The organism is Pseudomonas sp. IT-P2, from assembly GCF_949767575.1.
GTDB lineage: Bacteria > Pseudomonadota > Gammaproteobacteria > Pseudomonadales > Pseudomonadaceae > Aquipseudomonas > Aquipseudomonas pharyngis.
Window position 1 is genome coordinate 59318 of the sequence record NZ_CATKQA010000004.1, and the last position, 18006, is coordinate 77323.

The following is an 18006-nucleotide window of genomic DNA, read 5'->3' on the forward strand; positions in this document are numbered from 1 at the left end:
TCTCGCTCCGATCAGATCGGCCGGCAGATCCAGTGCAAGTAGCGCCCAAGCCCGGCGAAGCTTGGGTGACGACGGTGGGCGAGCTCCATCTCGAGCAAATCAATCAACTCGGCGCGGGCCTGGAATTCCATCGGCATGTAATCGTGGAAAACCCGCACCCCGCTCTGGGTTTCGACCTGCCACAACCCGGCGAGTTGCGTCGCCAGTTCCCGTGGATCGAGTGGCTGCTGCGGGGTCAGGCTCTGCTTTTCGCCGGCCAGGTCGTTCCTGCGCATTTTCTTGAAATGGCCTTTGAGCAGGTTCCGGTAAATCAGCGCATCGCGGTTGTAGAACGCCAGCGACAGCCAGCCGCCAGGCTTGGTCAACTGATGCAGCACCGGCAGAATCGCGTGGGGCTCGGCCAGCCATTCCAGCACCGCATGGCACAGCACCAGATCGTAGGGTTCAGTGAGCTGGCCGAGCAGTTCCTGCCAGGGCGCCTGAATGAACGTCGCGCTTTGCCCGGCTTCGGCAAAGCGCTGGCGGGCGCCTTCGAGCATCGGTTCGGCCGGCTCGGTGAAGGTCACCTGGTGCCCGCGCTCGGCCAGCCACAGCGACATGTGGCCCAGGCCGCCACCGATATCCAGCACCCGCAACGGACGATCCGGTAAGGCTTCGGCGAGGTCGGCCTGCAACACGGCGAGGCGGATCGCGCCTTTGGCGCCACCGTAGATTTTTTCGGCGAAACGGGTCGCCAGCTGATCGAAATGACGGTCGCTCATCAGCTGAACCGCCGTTCGCTGTCGGCGAGTTTGCTGCGCACCACTTCATTCATGTCCAGCCCCAGTTCGCTGCACAGCAGCAACAGATAAAGGACGATGTCACCGACTTCCTGCCCGGCGTGGGCGAGTTTGTCCGCCGGCAATTGGCGGGACTGGTCTTCGGTCAGCCACTGGAAGATTTCCACCAGCTCGGACATTTCCACGCTGGCGGCCATGGCCAGGTTTTTCGGGCTGTGAAATTGCCGCCAGTCATTGCGGTCGCGAATGGCGTGCAGGCGTTCGGTCAGTTCAACAAGGTTCATCGGGCTCTCCTGAAGGCGTATAGCTTCGGGGGGATGCGGAGCGAAGGCAAGCGCCAGTCGCCCGTTAAAACCCTCTATGCTTGCAGGGAACTCGACCGCACCGGCTGCGGCCCAAGGCTCAGCTCTTTCATCAGGAAACAGACATGCAGGTAGAAAGCTTTTTCGAATGGCTGGGCCAGGCGCTCGGCTCGATCATCCGCTTCATCGTCGATGGCCTCAGCGGCCTGTTCAATCTGCTGGGCAACGCCGGGGGCAACTTTGTCGACGGGCTGTCGAAGGCGCTGGGCATGGACACGTCGATCATCAGCATCATCGCGCTGATCGTCGGCCTGATGCTGTTGTGGTCGGCGATCCGCGCATTCATGAATGCCTCGATCATCGCCGGGATCATCTGGTTGCTGCTGGGATTGTGGCTGCTGAGCTGGATCATTCACTGACGCCTCCCGTTACAATGCCGCTCCCCAAGGAGCCCGCATGTCCAACCTGATCGCCGACTGGCGCGACCGCCCGACCCATCACCGGGTCTGGGCCCTCGCCGCCCCCATGATCCTCTCCAACATTTCCGTGCCGCTGGTGGCGCTGGTCGACAGCACCGTCATCGGTCACCTGCCCCACGCTCATCAACTGGGCGCTGTGGCGGTTGGCGCCAGCCTGTACACCTTTCTGGCCTGGGCCATGGGTTTTCTGCGCATGGGCACCACCGGTTTCGCCGCCCAGGCCGCCGGGCGCAGCGACGGCGCGGCCTTGCGGCAGATATTGCTTCAAGGCCTGCTGCTGGCGATGGGGCTGGCGCTGCTGCTCGGAGCGCTGGGCGTACCACTGAGCGGGGTCGCGCTGCACTTCATGCAACCGTCGGCGGAGCTGGATCAGCTGACCCGTGACTTCTTCCACACCCGCCTGTTCGGGCTGCCGGCGGCGCTGGCCAGTTATGCGCTGGTCGGCTGGTTCCTCGGCACCCAGAACGCCCGGGCGCCGCTGGCGATTCTGCTGAGCACCAACCTGATCAACATCGTGCTCAACCTGTGGTTCGTCATCGGCCTGGACTGGGGCGTGGTCGGTTCGGCCCGCGCATCGGTAATCGCCGAATGGAGCGGCGCCCTGCTCGGCCTGTGGATGACTCGCAGAGCCTTGCGCGCTTATCCCGGTCACATCGCCTGGGCTGCTCTGAAAGTCTGGCAGAGCTGGCGTCCGCTGTTGGCGGTCAACCGCGACATTTTCATCCGCAGCCTGGCTCTGCAATCGGTGTTTTTCCTGATCACCGTGCAGGGCGCGCGACTCGGCGATGCCACGGTCGCGGCCAATGCGCTGCTGCTCAACGGCCTGCTGCTGACCGCCCACGCACTGGACGGACTGGCCCACGCCGTCGAAGCCCTGTGCGGCCACGCCATCGGCGCCCGTGATCGTCTGGCCCTGCGCCGTTCGCTGGTGGTTGCCGGCGGCTGGTCGTTGCTGGCGAGCCTGGGCTTTGCCGCGCTGTTTCTGTTGGCCGGCCACCTGTTCATCGAAATGCAGACCGACATCCAGAGCGTGCGCGAAACCGCGTTCATTTACCTGCCCTACCTGGCCGTGCTGCCGTTGATCGCGGTCTGGAGCTACTTGCTCGACGGCCTGTTCATCGGCGCCACCCGCGCCCGGGAAATGCGCAACGGCATGCTGGCGACCGTGATCCTGCTGCTGCCTGTCGCTTGGGCGCTGCAAGGTCTGGGCAATCACGGCCTGTGGATTTCGTTCCTGTTGTTCATGGTGCTGCGCAGCCTGACTCTCGGGGGACTGGCGTGGTGGCTGCGACGCACCGATGGCTGGTTCAACGGTGCCGCTCACTGAAGCGATGCTTCATGACGGATCGTTCAGCCAGCGCCGACGCAACAGTTCGAGTCGTTCTCGCGGAGTCAAACCTTGCGGCAGCGGCATCAGCTCGGCACGCGGATGCAGCAAACGCAGCCACAACCAGTCGTCCAGCAGCGTCTGCTCGCTGAAGCCCAGCGCCAGACCTTGTTCCTGAAAGGCTGATATCAGCCGAAAGTTGTTTCCCGTCGCCTGACTCCAGCGCCAGACATGCTGATCCAGCAGGCAACGATGCAATCGTTCTCGCTGTTGACGGGTCAGGCTTTGCTCGATGCGCAGGGGCTCCACGGCCAGCCCCGGATTGCGCAGTTGCTGCCAGCCCTGACTGCCAGCAGCCAGATCGGCCCACGTGCCGCCGAACCAGCGCAGCCATCCGATCGGCCCGAGCCAGCAGCTCAGTTGCCGGGCATCGCAGGCATCGAAAAAGTAGCTGGCGGTCTGCCGATTGTAGAAATTGAGCAGTGCCCGGTGATTGAGGCCGATGGACACGGTCAGCATCCGCTGCAAGTGTTCGCGCAGTGTCTGCGCCGAGACCTCGCTGCCCAGCAGCAGCCCTTGCCAGGTCATGGGATCGGTGTGGCAGAGCGCCGATAGCGCCGGGCAATCACGCAGGTCGATCAGCCATGGTCCTTGCTCACTGACCGGCTGAAACTCGGTACCGTCAAACAGCTGCAGGCTGTGCACACTGGAGAATCCCTGGCGTAAGACCTTCACTGCCTGGGGTGCCTGTGCGATGTCCAGCAACAACCACTGCGCATGTTGCCCGGGGGCCGCGACGCTCATCTTCCGTCGCTCGTTTTGAGCCCGGCGACCAATCGACAGCTGCACAGTGACGCCGCGCAATGGCGATAACTGCCGCCCCCCGGTATCAGGCACAGCAACAACAAAGGCTCGGCCGCTTTCAACCATTGAGGCAGGCCCGCGCTTTCCAGACGCTCGGGCAGTGCTGACGGTGGATCATCCTCGATGGCTTCGGTGAGTGCCGGAACCTGCAGGACGCCACTGATCACGGGTTGCTCTGGGTCACCTTCCAGAAAGCTCACCACCACCTCTACCCCGTCCTTGAATGATGCCATCGGCGTATCGGCCAACGCCGGAGCCAGCGGCAACCAGCAGTGGCTGGGGCGGGCACCTTCGCCCTGATAAAGCCAGTCGAACTGAACGGCCACCGGCCGCACGGCATCAGGTTGCTCTTCCTCGACCGACACTACCCACGCACGCTGCGGGCTGCACATGCGCGCCCCCTGGTGGTCAATGGATGACTTGGGCACCGACAACTGGTCAGCGGCAAAAATCCTGTTGCTGTAGGGCGGCTCGAGTGACTGATCGGCCCGATGCTCGATTCGGCTCACCAGCCAGTGCGCATTGACGTCTGCCAGGGGCTGGCCGGAAATCGTCAACCAGTGACCACTGCGCAGGGTTGGCGAATCGGAATGCCCCTGCGCCGTACGTGTGCGCCGCGAGCATTCTGCGTTCAGCCGCACATGTTCGCCCAGTTGCCAGCGGCTCACTGTCGGCGACGGCTCTCCATCCTCGCTCTCGCATCGCAGGTTTCCGGCGCGTGGCAGTAGGGCCGGGTCATCCCCGAACACCAGGCAATGCCCCCGGCTCCCATGTTCGAAGTGATAGTGAATGCGTGCCTGCCCACACAACCGTTGCACCAGTTGCAGATCCGACTCGCCGTACTGGGTGCAGAATGTCCGGGGCGGATACACACCTTGCAGATCGAACCGGCGCCAGTTGCCACTGATGCCGTGCTCTCTGAGTACCTGATCAAGAATCTGCGGTACCGAGCGGTCACTGAAGATGCGTTGGCTGTAGCGCAGGCCCAGACAGCTCAACCGCGGCCCCAGCCGCGCCCGGCACAACCGGGCGCCGCGTCCTTGCTCATGCTGGACAAGGCTGTGCAACTGTCCGTGAACACCATTGCCACAAGGCCCGAAACACAGGTGCGCCGATCGATACATCAGTCCGGCCAGGTCCAGGTGCGGATCATCGACCAGCACATCGACTTCGAACGCAAAAGGCTCGCTGATGGCTTCGCAACCCGTAAATGCCAAGACTTCAAGCGAGTCGGACAGGCCCGCTACATCGAGACGAAACGACGGCTCGTCGGCTGGATCGAACATGGGGGGATTCTCTACAGGGGGGCGGGCGGGGATTCTCGCCGAGACCCATGGCCGAGTAGAGAGCCGAACTACAAATTCGGAAATGACCTACGCGAAAAGCAGACGACGTCACTTTGCTGGCCTGGAAGCAGGCCGTTTCGCGAAGAGAAAAAGAAGCGTCTCACCCGGTTATCTGAAACGTCCACGGTGGGCGGAACAATTTCAGACAACCAGATGAAAGCGGAACCTGGCCTCAGGAAGACAGGTAGGAAGAGCGGGTCAGACCCAGGCGCAACGCATCGAGGAACTGAGTGCGCTCGCTGGCGCTGATGCGGGCACTGGCGCACTTGTCGCGGTAGTGGGTCATCAGCTCTTCCGGCGACAGGTGCACGTAACGCAGCATGTCTTCGATGGTGTCGTGGGTTTCAATGCCGGCGTGATACACGCTGCCATCGGCGTTCTGATAGATGTTCACCGAGTCGGTGTCACCGAACAGGTTGTGCATGTCGCCGAGAATTTCCTGATAGGCGCCGACCAGGAACACCCCCAGCAGGTAATCTTCACCTTCGTTCAGCGCATGCACCGGCAGGCTGGTCTCGATGCTCTGCTCGTCGACATACTGGTTGATCTTGCCGTCGGAGTCGCAGGTCAGGTCTTGCAGAACGGCACGACGCAGCGGCTCCTCATCGAGACGGTGCAGCGGGATGATCGGCAGCACCTGATCGATCGCCCAGGTGTCCGGAAGGCTCTGGAACACCGAGAAGTTGCAGATGTACTTGTCGGCCAGCTTGTCGTTGAGTTCGTCCAGCACCTGACGGTGCGAACGCTGACGTGCCTTCAGCGAGTTGTGCAGGCGACGGCACACCGCGAAGTAGCACTGTTCAGCCAGGGCTTTCTCGGCCAGGGTCAGTTTGCCGTCGGCGTACTGGGCGGCCACGTCGCTCATATAGTGGGTGGCGCGCCAGTAGGTTTCGGTGACCATTTCGATGTCGGTCGGGCCCAGCAGGTCAACCAGCCACTGCACGGTTTCCGGCAGTGCTTCCTTGTTCTCGATCAGCGGGATTTCGTCGTTGTGTTTCTCGACGTCGGTCACCTGCACCACCAGCATCGCGTGGTGCGCGGTCAGCGAACGACCGCTTTCGGAGAAGATGTGCGGATGCGGCAGCGCCTGCGCATCGCAGAACTCCTTGAGCATGCCGACCACGACACCGGCGTAGTCGTCCATGTCGTAGTTGATCGAACTGGCGTTGCGCGAGTGGGTACCGTCGTAGTCCACACCCAGACCGCCGCCGACGTCGATGTGATCGACCGGCAGACCGAGGTTGCGCAGCTCGCCGTAGTAACGGATCGCCTCCTTGAAGCCGTGCTGGTAGTCAGCGAGGTTGGCGATCTGCGAACCCATGTGGAAGTGCAGCAGGCGGATGCCCTGATCCAGGCCGGCCGCGCGGAAACGCTCGACCACCGATAGCAGTTGCGCCGCCGACAGACCGAACTTGGACTTCTCGCCACCGGTGTCCGCCCACTTCGACGACGCCAGCGACGACAGACGCACGCGCAGGCCGACCTGTGGCTTGACCTTCAGCGAAGCCGCTTCTTCGATCACCAGACCGACTTCGGACTCCTTCTCGATCACGATGAATACATTGTGGCCGAGCTTCTGGCCCATCAGCGCCAGACGGATGAACTCGCGGTCCTTGTAACCGTTGCAGACGATGGTGCCGCCCTTCGGCGCCAGCGCCAGCACGGCCAGCAGCTCGGGCTTGGAGCCGGCTTCCAGACCGATCGAAACGTTCTGGGTGGCGATGATGTTCTCGATCACCGCTTCCTGCTGGTTGACCTTGATCGGGTACAGCGCGGTGTATTTGCTCTGGTATTCCAGACGCTCGATGTTCGCATCGAAAGCGCCGGTCAGCTGACGGACGCGGTCTTGCAGGATGTCGGGAAAACGCACCAGCAGCGGCAGGGACAAGCCACTCTTGCGCAGTTGGTCGACTTGTTCGAACAGATCGATAGGCGAGCTGCTCGGGCCGTTCGGACGAACTTCGACGCGACCGGCGTCATTGATCGCGAAATACCCGGCCCCCCAATGGCGAATCCCGTAAACACTGCGGCTGTCCGCAACTGTCCATTGGCTGCCATCGTCTTTGCGTGTGCGTCGTACGGACATCGAAGTCCCCTATAAAGAAGTCATAGTGCGTCGCCTGATCGCAGGCCGGCGCAGTCTAAAGAATGAAAATGACGGTTCGTCAGCGGGGCGGTAGACCGCGCTGACAGCGTTGAGTTTAGAAACCGGTCATGAACAGGCTCTGTGAAAACCATGGAAACGACGTCAGGCCCAGGGACTCTGGAGCTGAATCAAGCCGCCGGTGGGTTTCACAGAGGCTGCTAGCCGCCGGACTTCTTCGCTTTGAAGCCGTGCTTGACCAACTCGGCCAGGAGCAGCTCGACATGGTCGCCCTGGATCTCGATGATCCCGTCTTTCAACGCACCGCCGGTGCCGCAACGCTTCTTCAACGTTGTCGCCAGCTCCTTGAGTGCGTCTTCGGCCAGAGGCACGCCGGTGATAGTGGTCACCGTTTTGCCGCCACGCCCCTTGCTCTCGCGGCGCACACGGGCAATGCCGTCGCCGGCGGGGATCACGGTTTGCTTGCAGATACAGGCGTCCACCGGCTTGCTGCATTCCGGGCAATGACGACCTGCGTCGGTGGAAAATACCAGGCCGCCCAGGGCGGCGAAGGATGCGGCTTTTTTGGCCACCGGCAATCCTCTCGGGAGGACAAAGACTGATCGCAGCCTTGGGCAAGGCTATCGACCGCGAAGCCCCACTCAGGCAGGGGCAGCGCTACTGCACCGGTTCTTCAATAAAAGCAGGCCGGTGCAGCTTGAAAAGGTCGCGCAGTGTAACGGCAAAAACGCCGATTGCTAAGTGCCAATCGGCGCCAATTTATGTGTTCTTTGCGACGTTGCTTTGCTGAGCCTTCAGATAACGTTTCAAGGCTGCCAGAGAGTCCGGGCAATAAGGCTTTTGCCGGATTTCCTGCATGACCTGTTCGACCGGAATGAAACGCGCTTCGAGCACCTCTTCCGGCTGCAGGATCAACGGGCCATCCCACACTGCCGAAAACGCCGAACACCACAGGCGATTGCCGGTGTCTTCGAAGTAGAAATGGTCGTGGGCCGTCAGCTCTACGCCACTCACGCCCAGCTCTTCTTCCAGCTCACGGGCCGCCGACTCGGCGTAGGTCTCGTCTGCCTGCACCATGCCGCCCGCCGCCACGTCCCAGTAACCGGGATAAATGGCTTTGCTCAACGTGCGCCGATGCACGCAGAGTTCACCGGCGGAGTTGAACAGCATGATGTAGGTACCACGGCCGATCAGTCCGCGTTCTCGCAGGTCAGAACGCACCAGGGCGCCGAGCAGGTTGTCCTGCTCGTCTACCCAGGCGATCTGTTCGGCATCCGAGGCGGCGCGGTGGGCCGCCTCTCTGGCGCTCTCGTCCATGACTCAGCCCTGATTGAGCAGTTGACGCAAATCGATCACGGCGGCGTTGGCCCGGGAAATGTAGTTGGCCATGACCAGCGAGTGGTTGGCCAGCACACCGAAACCGCTGCCATTGAGGATCATCGGGCTCCAGATCGGCTCCTGGGAGGCTTCCAGTTCGCGGATGATCTGACGCACGCTGACGGTCGCGTTCTTCTTCGCCAGCACGTCGGCGAAATCGACTTCGATCGCGCGCAGCAAGTGCGACAGCGCCCAGGCCTGGCCACGGGCTTCGTAGAACACGTTGTCGATCTGCATCCATGGGGTCTCGACGACTTCCTCATCGACCTGCGGCACTTCACCCACCGCCGGCACTTCGGTTTTCAGCGCGGTGTTGAGCTTGACCCGGCCAACGCTGGCCGACAAACGTTGCGACAGCGACCCGAGACGGGTGCCGACATCACCCAGCCAGTTGTTCAGGTTGTCGGCGCGGGCGTAGAACAGCGCGTTTTTCTGGGTCGGGTCGGACAGGCGCGCCTGATAACGGCTCAGGGAGTTGATGCCTTCCTGATATTCCGACTCGCTCGACGGCAGGATCCAGCTCTTGTTGTCGAAGTTGAAGCGCGGCTCGGCCTTGGCCAGGTCGGCGTCTTCAGCCGATTGCGACTGCGAGCGGGCGAAGTCCTTGCGCAGGGCACGGGTCAAATCGCGAACCTGCACCAGCACGCCGTATTCCCAGCTCGGCATATTGTCCATCCACAGGCCAGGCGGGAAACGGTCGTTGGAAATGTAGCCGCCCGGCTTGTCGAGCAAAGTGCCGGCAACGGTTTTCAGGGTTTCGACGGTGGTGTAGCCGACCACCATCTGCTTGCCCTCTTTCTCGGCGGCAACCTGAGCGTTCTGCGCCACGGGAAACAATGCCGGCTCCTGGCTCCAGTACCAGCCCAGGCCGATGGTCACCAACAGGTAAATGGCAACCAGCGTGGCCAGCGCCCGGCTGAACAACAGCCCGCCGACATAGCTGCGGGCGGCCGACTTGGGCTCGGCGGCACGTTCAGGCGCGCTGCCCGCGCGGTTCTTCCAGTCCAGCATGGCGATATCCTTTCAATCTTGGGTTCAACGGTTCGACCACAACCATACAACAACGTGCCTCGACCGGGCACCCGTCAATATTGACAGGCGCTGCCTCGCCACCCGACACAAGGCCGGGACAGACCGCCCTAAGGGATTCCCCGATAGCGAATTCATCGCCATTGCGCTGCCGATACCCGCAACGGGACAGCACAAAGACCCTGCCATCCCTTCCCCGCGCTCCAGTAAATTCATGGTTGCGCAGATTGGCAAATGCCCGGTAGATGGGGACTTCCCGGACGATCAGGTTCAAATTGAAACCCGGCAGTCAGAAACTGAATGATGTTGTACCGCAGATTATTGACGTACGACACTCATGTAAGGGAAAAGAGGTGCTAGCATAGAGCCACCAGTCGATCTCAGCATGCACCCTAACTAGTAGTCAGGATATGACCGAGCCAGAAGACCCCAGCCGTGAGCGCCTCAAGCACCACTTTGCCCAGCGGGTAATTCATCAGGCACGTCAGATTCTTGAGATATGGCAGCGCCTGCAACGCAGTGAGTGGTCCACTGCCGATCTCGCCGAACTGAGCGAGGCCAATCTGCGCCTGCTGCGTTTTGCCGAGCGTTTCGAACAGCCCGAACACACGCAGCTGGCCCGCCACATCAGCCAGTCGCTGGAAGCGGTGGACGCCAATCGCGGACGCCTGAGCAGCGGCCTGATCACCGATCTCAACCGTCTGATGCAGCGCTTGTCGCGCACCGGGCTGCGCCATGGCGATCAGCTCGATCAGACCTTCCTGCCGCCCCTGCGCAAACCGATCTACGTGATGCTGCAGGATCACGACCGCGCCGAGCGGCTGGCCAAGCAGCTGGAGTTTTTCGGTCTGAGCGCTCAGGCGCTGGACAGTGTGTCGGCGTTTCGCTCCTCGATGGTCGAGCGCCTGCCGGCCGCGATTGTCATGGACGTGGATTTCAGCGGTGCCGGCGTCGGTCTGAAGCTTGCCGCCGAAGCCCAGCAAGGTCTGGAAGAACCGCTGCCGCTGCTGTTCTTCAGCTTGCACGAAACCGACACCCCGACCCGCCTCGCGGCGGTGCGCGCCGGTGGCCAGGAATTCCTCACCGGCACCCTCGAAGCGTCGAGCCTGCTGGAGAAGATCGAAGTCCTGACCTGCGTCGCCCAGTACGAGCCCTATAAAGTGCTGATCATCGACGACTCCCGCGCCCAGGCCCTGCACACCGAGCGCCTGCTCAACAGCGCAGGGATCGTCACCCGCACCCTGATCGAACCGATCCAGGCCATGGCCGAGCTGGCGGACTTCCAGCCGGACCTGATCATCCTCGACATGTACATGCCGGCCTGCACCGGCACCGAGCTGGCCAAGGTTATCCGCCACAACGATCGTTACGTCAGCGTGCCGATCATTTACCTGTCGGCCGAAGACGATCTGGACAAGCAGCTCGACGCCATGAGCGAGGGCGGCGACGACTTCCTGACCAAGCCAATCAAGCCGCGCCACCTGATCACCACCGTGCGCAACCGCGCCGCCCGTGCGCGCAATCTCAAGGCACGGATGGTCCGCGACAGCCTCACCGGCCTGTACAACCACACGCACATTCTGCAATTGCTCGAAGACTGCTCGTTCCGCGCCCGCCGCGAGAACAAGCCGTTGAGCTTTGCCATGCTCGACATCGACCACTTCAAGCGGGTCAACGACAGCCACGGTCACCCCATGGGCGACCGGGTAATCAAGAGCCTGGCGCTGTTCCTCAAGCAGCGTCTGCGCAAGACCGACTTCATCGGCCGTTACGGCGGCGAGGAATTCGCCATCGTCATGCCCGACACCGATATAGAAGCGGCGCACAAAGTGCTCGACGAAATCCGCCAGCGCTTTGCCGAGATCCACTACCCGGCCCAGCCACAGGATCTGTGGTGCACCTTCAGCGCCGGGGTGGTGGAGATGCACGACGACTCCGACAGCTTGATGATGGCCAGCCAGGCCGACGAGGCGCTGTACCGCGCCAAGGGCGAAGGACGCAATCGGGTGCAGACTGCTCGCGACTCAAAGCAAAGTGCCACTTTTTCATCGGAATCGCCCCAATCGGTCATAACCCTGTAACAGAACCGCAATAAATTCAGGCGCTTACCATTCTGCCGTTGGTAGCCGTCATGCGCCTGAAGTTGCTCACCAATCTCAATACTCTGTTGCTGGTCGCCGTCTGCGTGGCCCTCGGCGCCACGCTGTGGTGGTCGCAAAAAGCCCTGGAACGCCCGTATCTGTTGATGGAGCGTTACCTGGGGCTGTCGCAGCAATTTCAGAATGACGTGGCACGCAACGTCGGGGATTACCTCGCCAGCGGCGACGCCCTGCGCCTGAGCAGCGCCAGCCAGGCCATCGATCAGTTGCAGAAAGAACTCGACGAGCTGCCGCCCGCGCTGGCCGACACCTTGCGCCCGAGCCTCACCGGCCTCGATGAATTCAGCAAGACCGACCTGCTGGCCGCCGGCAAACTGGCCGGCGATCCGCAGGCCCTGCTGTTGCAGGCCGAACGCGAATTGAGCGCCAGTCTCGACCAACTCAGCACCTACGCCGGCGGCAACGCGACCTACCTGACACCCCTGCTGATTGCCTCTCAACATCTGGGCAAACTGTCGCTGGCCCGGGACAAGCTGGTCAGCAGCGGACGCAGTGAACTGGCCGCCGATGTCGAGCGCGAAGTCAGCAACATCCGCGCCCAGGCCCAAACGATCGATGCCCTGCCCTTGCTCGGTGTGGTCGCCAGCAGTGAGTCCGGCAGCGACGACTTCGCCGCGCTGATGGGCATCGAAAGCACGGAAAAAGCCGCTGCCGAAGACGCCGGCGTCGGCCTCAAACGCGAGCTCAACAGTTTGCTCGGCCGTTACCCGGCGGAGCTGGCGCGCACCCGCGAGCAGATCCAGAAACGCACCGACCTGAGCACCGCGACCCACCAGAAAATCGCCGCCGTACAGCAAGCCATCGCCGGCCTCGAACCGGTGGTACGCGCCCAGCATGGGCAGATCCAGGGCGAAGTGCGGCTGATGCAAGGCGTGATGATCGGTCTGATTCTGCTGATCGCACTGCTGATCGATACTCTGCAGCGGCGCCTGGCCCGCACTTTGACCAACCTTGCCCCGGCGCTGTCGACCTGGGCCGAAGGCGACTTTAGTCGCGACATTCATCTGAGCAAGACCAACCGCGAATTGCACGACATCGAAGCCTCGCTCAATCGCCTGCGCGCCTATCTGGTGGATCTGGTCGGGACCATTCGCGGCAATGCCGAGCAAGTGGCCGGCAGCAGCCGCACCCTCGCCGAGCTGAGCAATGACTTGCACAGCGGTGCCGAACATCAGGCCGGCGATACCGCGCTGATCCGTGATTCCCTCGGCGAACTGGAAGCGACCATCCAGCAGGTGGCCGGCGATGCGCGCCAGGCTGCCGATGCCAGCCGCCATGCCGGACTGGCCGTCGAACACGGTCAACAGGTGATCGGCCAGAGTCTCACCGGCCTGCACGCGCTGGTTGGCGAAGTGCAGGGCAATGCGCAAATGATCGAACACCTGGCCGAAGAGTCGGCGACCATCGGCGGCGTGCTGACGGTGATCCGCTCGATTGCCGACCAGACCAACCTGCTGGCGCTCAACGCGGCGATCGAAGCCGCCCGCGCCGGGGAAATGGGTCGCGGATTCGCCGTGGTGGCCGAGGAAGTGCGCTCGCTGGCGCAACGCACCGCCGGCGCCACCGCCGAAATCCAGACCCTGATCGCCGGCCTGCAAACCGCCGCCCGGCAATCGGTCGAGGGCATGCGCGCCCAGGTCGAACACGCCGAGGCCACGGCCAATCAGGCGCAATCGGCGGATGGTGCGCTGGACAGGATTGTCGGCGCGATCCAGACCATCTCCGACACTGCGATCCGCATTGCCGAGATCACCGCGCAACAGAGCGGCGCGGTCAGCGAGATCCGCGATCACAGCGAGCGGATTCACCAATTGGGCGGGGACAATCTGCTGCGTATTGGCCAGGGTCGCGAGCAAGGCGAGAACCTGCTGTTGCTGGGCGGTCAGCTGCACACCGCCGTGCAGGCGTTCCGCGTGTGACACACAGCGCAGGGCCAAGTCCGCTATCATTCCCGCACCTTTGATTCGCGAGATTGTCATGCGCCGCCTGCTCTGCCTGCTGTTTTTCGTCTTCGCCCTGCCGGCCGGCGCCGCCGGTCTGTTCGACAGCAAACCCAGCGCCACGCTGGGCTCGGTCAACAACAGCGCCGATTTCCTGCCGGTGCGCGAAGCCTTTCAACTGAGCCTGGTCGAGAGCACACCGCAATCGGTCAAACTGCGCTTCGTCGCCTCCGAAGGCTATTACCTCTACCGGCATCGCTTCCAGTTTCGTGCCGAGCCTGCAGAGGTGAAACTCGGCGCCGCACAACTGCCGCAAGGCGAACAGAAACACGACGAGTATTTCGGCGACGTCGAGGTCTACCACGGCATTCTCGATGTAGAACTGCCGCGCAATGATTCCCGAGCGTTCACGCTGGCCGTCACCTATCAGGGCTGTGCCGACAAGGGCTTGTGCTATCCACCGGAAACCGAACGCCTGAGCATCGAGGGCAACGCAGCGCCAAGTGGTGCGTCCGCGCCGGTAGCAGGCTGGGACTGGCGTGATCTGGCGCTGTTTTTCCTGGCGGGCCTGGGCCTGACCTTCACGCCTTGTGTATTGCCGATGCTGCCGATCCTGTCCGGTGTGGTGTTGCGCGGGCAGGTCGGCGGTTTGCGTGGCTTCAATCTGTCCCTGGCTTATGTGCTGCCGATGGCCGCGTGCTTCGCGCTGCTGGGGGCCTTGATGGGGCTGTTCGGCGCGCAACTGAATCTGCAGGCACGGCTGCAATCGGCGTGGGTGCTGGTGCCGTTCGCGATGTTCTTTGCGGTGTTCGCGCTGGCGATGTTCGGCGTATTCGAGCTGAAACTGCCGCACTTCATCAGCAGCCGCCTCGACCGGATTGCCGGGCGCACTGAAGGCGGCTCACTTTGGGGCGCGGCGGTGTTGGGTGTGGTGTCGAGTTTGCTGGTATCGCCGTGCGTTTCCGCACCGCTGGCCGGCGCGCTGCTTTATATAAGCGCCAGCGGCGACGCGCTGGGCGGCGGCCTGAAGCTGTTCATGCTCGGCCTGGGCATGGGCGCGCCGCTGCTGTTGGTGGCCACCGGCGGCGCAGCGTGGCTGCCGAAAAGCGGGCCGTGGATGATGTACGTGAAGAACGGCATCGGCGTGTTGCTGCTCGGGCTGGCGATCGGTTTGCTCAGCCGGGTATTGCCGGGGCAGATCACGTTGCTGCTGATCGGCTTGCTGGCCGGCGGTGTCGGCCTGTTCCTCGGCGCTCTGGAATTCGTCTACAAACCACCACGCAAACGTCTCGGCCAGTTGCTCGGCATGTTCCTGCTGTTTTATGCACTGGCCTGCTGGTACGGCGCGTTCAGCGGGCAGACCGACCCGTTGAATCCAATAGCCCCGGCACGCCTTGCCGACAGCGGCTCGACCGCGCAAAACAGCGGTTCGTGGCAGACCGTCAGCACCCCGGCGGAACTGGATCGGGTACTGCTCGAAGCGAAAACCGCCGGCACCCCGCTGCTGCTCGACTGGTACGCCGACTGGTGCATCAGCTGCAAAGTCATCGAACACGAAGTACTCAATGACGCCACAGTCGTGGATCGGCTCAAGGGCTATCGGCTGATCCGCTTCGACATCACCGCCAGCAACGCCGAACAGCGCACCCTGCTCGACCGCTACAGCCTGTTCGGCCCACCGGCGCTGATGTTCTTCGGCAAGGACGGGGTGGAACGTCGCGATGTGCGGGTGATCGGTGAGATCAACGCCAGCGACTTCGCCGAACGTGTCGCCAAAGCGAATGACCGGATTTAATCAGTCAGTCACATATTTTGCGCAAACATCGGACATCGTGCTGGCTATTGCAGAGAACTGGACAGTCACAAAGTCTTTGCGGCATAGTCGCCGGGTTCTGACGAAGGCTCACCCATAACAAGGAACACGCAGATGGCAACGCTACTGGTGCTGCACGGCCCCAACCTGAACCTGCTCGGCACCCGGGAACCCGGGACCTACGGGTCGACCACCCTGGCGCAGATCAATCAGGATCTGGAACGCCGCGCCCGTGAAGCCGGCCATCATCTGCTGTATCTGCAAAGCAACGCCGAGTACGAATTGATCGATCGCATCCACGCCGCACGCGGCGAGGGCGTGGACTTCATTCTGATCAACCCGGCAGCATTTACACACACAAGTGTCGCATTACGTGACGCGCTGCTGGGAGTGAGCATCCCATTCATCGAAGTGCATTTGTCCAACGTGCACAAACGCGAACCTTTCCGCCATCACTCCTACTTCTCCGACGTAGCGGTAGGAGTGATCTGCGGCCTTGGCGCCAGCGGTTATCGACTGGCCCTGGAGGCTGCACTAGAGCAGCTTGAACACCAAGCTAAACGCCCCTGACCGACCCTTGGGAGTTGATGATTCATGGATATCCGTAAAGTTAAGAAACTGATCGAATTGCTGGAAGAGTCCGGCATCGACGAACTCGAGATCAAGGAAGGCGAAGAGTCCGTACGCATCAGCCGTCACAGCAAGACCCCGGCGCAGCAGTACTACGCTCCGGCTCCGATGCAGGCTCCGGCCGCTGCACCTGCCGCCGCTGCCGCTCCGGTTGCTGCTGCCGCAGCTCCAGCTGCCGCTGCTGCTCCAGCGCTGAACGGCACCGTTGCCCGTTCGCCGATGGTCGGCACCTTCTATCGCAAATCTTCGCCAACCTCGCCGTCCTTCGTTGAAGTCGGCCAGACCGTGAAGAAAGGCGACACCCTGTGCATCGTCGAAGCCATGAAGATGATGAACCACATCGAAGCTGAAACCAGCGGTGTGATCGAGTCCATCCTCGTCGAAGACGGCCAGCCGGTTGAGTACGACCAACCGCTGTTCACCATCGTTTGAACTGCGGAGAGCCTTTGATGACTGCGAAGTTGGAAAAAGTTCTGATCGCTAACCGCGGTGAGATCGCCCTGCGGATTCTGCGTGCCTGCAAAGAGATGGGCATCAAGACCGTCGCCGTTTACTCCAAGGCCGACAAAGAGCTGATGCACCTGGGTCTGGCAGACGAATCCGTCTGCATCGGCCCGGCTTCTGCCGCGCACTCCTACCTGCACATCCCGGCAATCATTGCGGCCGCTGAAGTGACTGGCGCTACCGCCATTCACCCAGGCTACGGTTTCCTCGCGGAAAACGCCGACTTTGCCGAGCAGGTCGAGAACTCCGGCTTCGCCTTCATCGGTCCGAAAGCCGAAACCATTCGCCTGATGGGCGACAAGGTATCGGCCAAGCACGCGATGATCGAAGCGGGCGTGCCAACCGTTCCAGGTTCCGACGGCCCGCTGCCGGAAGACGAGGAAACGGCGCTGCGCATCGGTCGTGAAGTCGGCTATCCGGTGATCATCAAGGCCGCCGGCGGCGGTGGTGGTCGCGGCATGCGCGTGGTGCACAAGGAAGAAGACCTGATCGCCTCGGCCAAACTGACCCGCTCCGAAGCTGGCGCGGCGTTCGGCAACCCGATGGTCTATCTGGAAAAATTCCTGACCAACCCGCGTCACGTCGAAGTGCAGGTTCTGTCCGACGGCCAGGGCAATGCCATCCATCTGGGCGACCGCGATTGCTCGCTGCAACGCCGTCACCAGAAGGTTCTCGAGGAAGCGCCGGCACCGGGCATCGACGAGAACGCGCGCAAGGAAGTCCTGGCTCGCTGCGTCAAGGCGTGCATCGACATCGGCTACCGTGGCGCCGGCACCTTCGAGTTCCTGTACGAGAACGGTCGTTTCTACTTCATCGAAATGAACACCCGTGTTCAGGTGGAGCACCCGGTTTCGGAAATGGTCACCGGTATCGACATCGTCAAGGAGATGCTCAGCATCGCCGCTGGCAACAAGCTGTCGTATACCCAGGATGATGTGGTGATCCGCGGTCACTCGCTGGAATGTCGGATCAACGCCGAAGACCCGAAAACCTTCATGCCGAGCCCGGGTACGGTCAAGCATTTCCACGCACCAGGCGGCAACGGCGTTCGCGTCGATTCGCACCTGTACAGCGGTTATGCCGTTCCGCCGAACTACGACTCGCTGATCGGCAAGCTGATCACTTACGGCGCGACCCGCGACGAAGCCATGGCCCGCATGCGCAATGCCCTGGACGAAATCGTGGTCGACGGGATCAAGACCAACATCCCGCTGCACCGTGATCTGACCCGCGACGAAGGCTTCTGCAAAGGGGGCGTGAACATTCACTACCTCGAGCACAAGCTGGCTGGCGAGAAGCACTAAGCTTCAGCCCGCACCAGACAAGGCCGCCTTCGGGCGGCTTTGTTGTTTC

At 62.3% G+C, this 18006-nt stretch carries 15 protein-coding genes and 1 pseudogene; 8 read left to right on the plus strand and 8 right to left on the minus strand.

Going from position 1 to position 18006, the window contains the following annotated elements; translation table 11 throughout:
- Window positions 1–11 precede the first annotated feature (11 nt).
- Both ACM6JM_RS03145 and ACM6JM_RS03150 read right to left on the minus strand, forming a co-directional pair.
- Window positions 12–761, minus strand: a complete 750-nt coding sequence (locus ACM6JM_RS03145) for a methyltransferase (RefSeq protein ID WP_039772509.1) — start codon at window positions 759–761, stop codon at window positions 12–14.
- Window positions 761–1063, minus strand: coding sequence for a MazG-like family protein (locus ACM6JM_RS03150; protein ID WP_007951009.1), 303 nt, complete (start codon window positions 1061–1063; stop codon window positions 761–763). Before ACM6JM_RS03150 ends, ACM6JM_RS03145 begins: the two co-directional genes overlap by 1 nt.
- A gap of 143 nt (window positions 1064–1206) precedes the next feature.
- Here ACM6JM_RS03150 and ACM6JM_RS03155 point away from each other — a divergent pair, with 143 nt between their 5' ends.
- Together ACM6JM_RS03155 and ACM6JM_RS03160 are read left to right on the plus strand one after the other, a co-directional pair.
- Complete coding sequence (locus ACM6JM_RS03155; RefSeq protein WP_007951010.1) at window positions 1207–1500, plus strand: hypothetical protein; 294 nt, start codon at window positions 1207–1209, stop codon at window positions 1498–1500.
- A 37-nt stretch (window positions 1501–1537) separates the two neighbouring features.
- Window positions 1538–2887 carry an MATE family efflux transporter gene (locus ACM6JM_RS03160; RefSeq protein WP_103387223.1) on the plus strand — a complete coding sequence of 450 codons (1350 nt, stop codon included), beginning with the start codon at window positions 1538–1540 and terminating at the stop codon, window positions 2885–2887.
- Window positions 2888–2896: 9 nt separating this feature from the next.
- Here the strand turns inward: ACM6JM_RS03160 and ACM6JM_RS03165 are convergent, their stop codons facing one another.
- The 6 genes from ACM6JM_RS03165 to ACM6JM_RS03190 all read right to left on the minus strand — a co-directional run bounded on the left by ACM6JM_RS03165 (window position 2897) and on the right by ACM6JM_RS03190 (window position 9589).
- Window positions 2897–3691, minus strand: a complete 795-nt coding sequence (locus tag ACM6JM_RS03165; protein ID WP_039772951.1) for a DUF4123 domain-containing protein — start codon at window positions 3689–3691, stop codon at window positions 2897–2899.
- Window positions 3688–5037 carry a type VI secretion system Vgr family protein gene (locus ACM6JM_RS03170; RefSeq protein ID WP_414881323.1) on the minus strand — a complete coding sequence of 450 codons (1350 nt, stop codon included), beginning with the start codon at window positions 5035–5037 and terminating at the stop codon, window positions 3688–3690. Before ACM6JM_RS03170 ends, ACM6JM_RS03165 begins: the two co-directional genes overlap by 4 nt.
- 232 nt (window positions 5038–5269) lie before the next feature.
- Window positions 5270–7183 carry an arginine decarboxylase gene (gene speA, locus ACM6JM_RS03175; RefSeq protein WP_039772053.1) on the minus strand — a complete coding sequence of 638 codons (1914 nt, stop codon included), beginning with the start codon at window positions 7181–7183 and terminating at the stop codon, window positions 5270–5272.
- Window positions 7184–7401: 218 nt separating this feature from the next.
- Complete coding sequence (locus ACM6JM_RS03180) at window positions 7402–7773, minus strand: translation initiation factor Sui1 (protein WP_007951016.1); 372 nt, start codon at window positions 7771–7773, stop codon at window positions 7402–7404.
- 187 nt (window positions 7774–7960) lie between these two features.
- Complete coding sequence (locus ACM6JM_RS03185; RefSeq protein WP_039772051.1) at window positions 7961–8518, minus strand: NUDIX hydrolase; 558 nt, start codon at window positions 8516–8518, stop codon at window positions 7961–7963.
- A 3-nt stretch (window positions 8519–8521) separates the two neighbouring features.
- Window positions 8522–9589 carry a DUF2333 family protein gene (locus ACM6JM_RS03190; RefSeq protein WP_039772049.1) on the minus strand — a complete coding sequence of 356 codons (1068 nt, stop codon included), beginning with the start codon at window positions 9587–9589 and terminating at the stop codon, window positions 8522–8524.
- 428 nt (window positions 9590–10017) lie between these two features.
- Here ACM6JM_RS03190 and gcbA point away from each other — a divergent pair, with 428 nt between their 5' ends.
- From gcbA to accC, 6 genes and pseudogenes are all read left to right on the plus strand, one after another.
- Complete coding sequence (gene gcbA / locus ACM6JM_RS03195) at window positions 10018–11688, plus strand: diguanylate cyclase GcbA (protein WP_064593235.1); 1671 nt, start codon at window positions 10018–10020, stop codon at window positions 11686–11688.
- A gap of 1490 nt (window positions 11689–13178) precedes the next feature.
- Window positions 13179–13685, plus strand: a pseudogene (locus ACM6JM_RS03200) (methyl-accepting chemotaxis protein); the annotation flags it as partial.
- Between the two features lie 58 nt (window positions 13686–13743).
- Complete coding sequence (locus ACM6JM_RS03205) at window positions 13744–15501, plus strand: protein-disulfide reductase DsbD (RefSeq protein ID WP_414881324.1); 1758 nt, start codon at window positions 13744–13746, stop codon at window positions 15499–15501.
- Between the two features lie 132 nt (window positions 15502–15633).
- Complete coding sequence (gene aroQ / locus ACM6JM_RS03210; protein WP_011332265.1) at window positions 15634–16089, plus strand: type II 3-dehydroquinate dehydratase; 456 nt, start codon at window positions 15634–15636, stop codon at window positions 16087–16089.
- Between the two features lie 24 nt (window positions 16090–16113).
- Window positions 16114–16581 carry an acetyl-CoA carboxylase biotin carboxyl carrier protein gene (gene accB / locus ACM6JM_RS03215; protein ID WP_007951023.1) on the plus strand — a complete coding sequence of 156 codons (468 nt, stop codon included), beginning with the start codon at window positions 16114–16116 and terminating at the stop codon, window positions 16579–16581.
- A gap of 17 nt (window positions 16582–16598) precedes the next feature.
- Entirely contained in the window at window positions 16599–17957 is a 1359-nt protein-coding gene (gene accC, locus ACM6JM_RS03220; protein WP_011332264.1) for an acetyl-CoA carboxylase biotin carboxylase subunit, read from the plus strand.
- Window positions 17958–18006 lie beyond the last annotated feature (49 nt).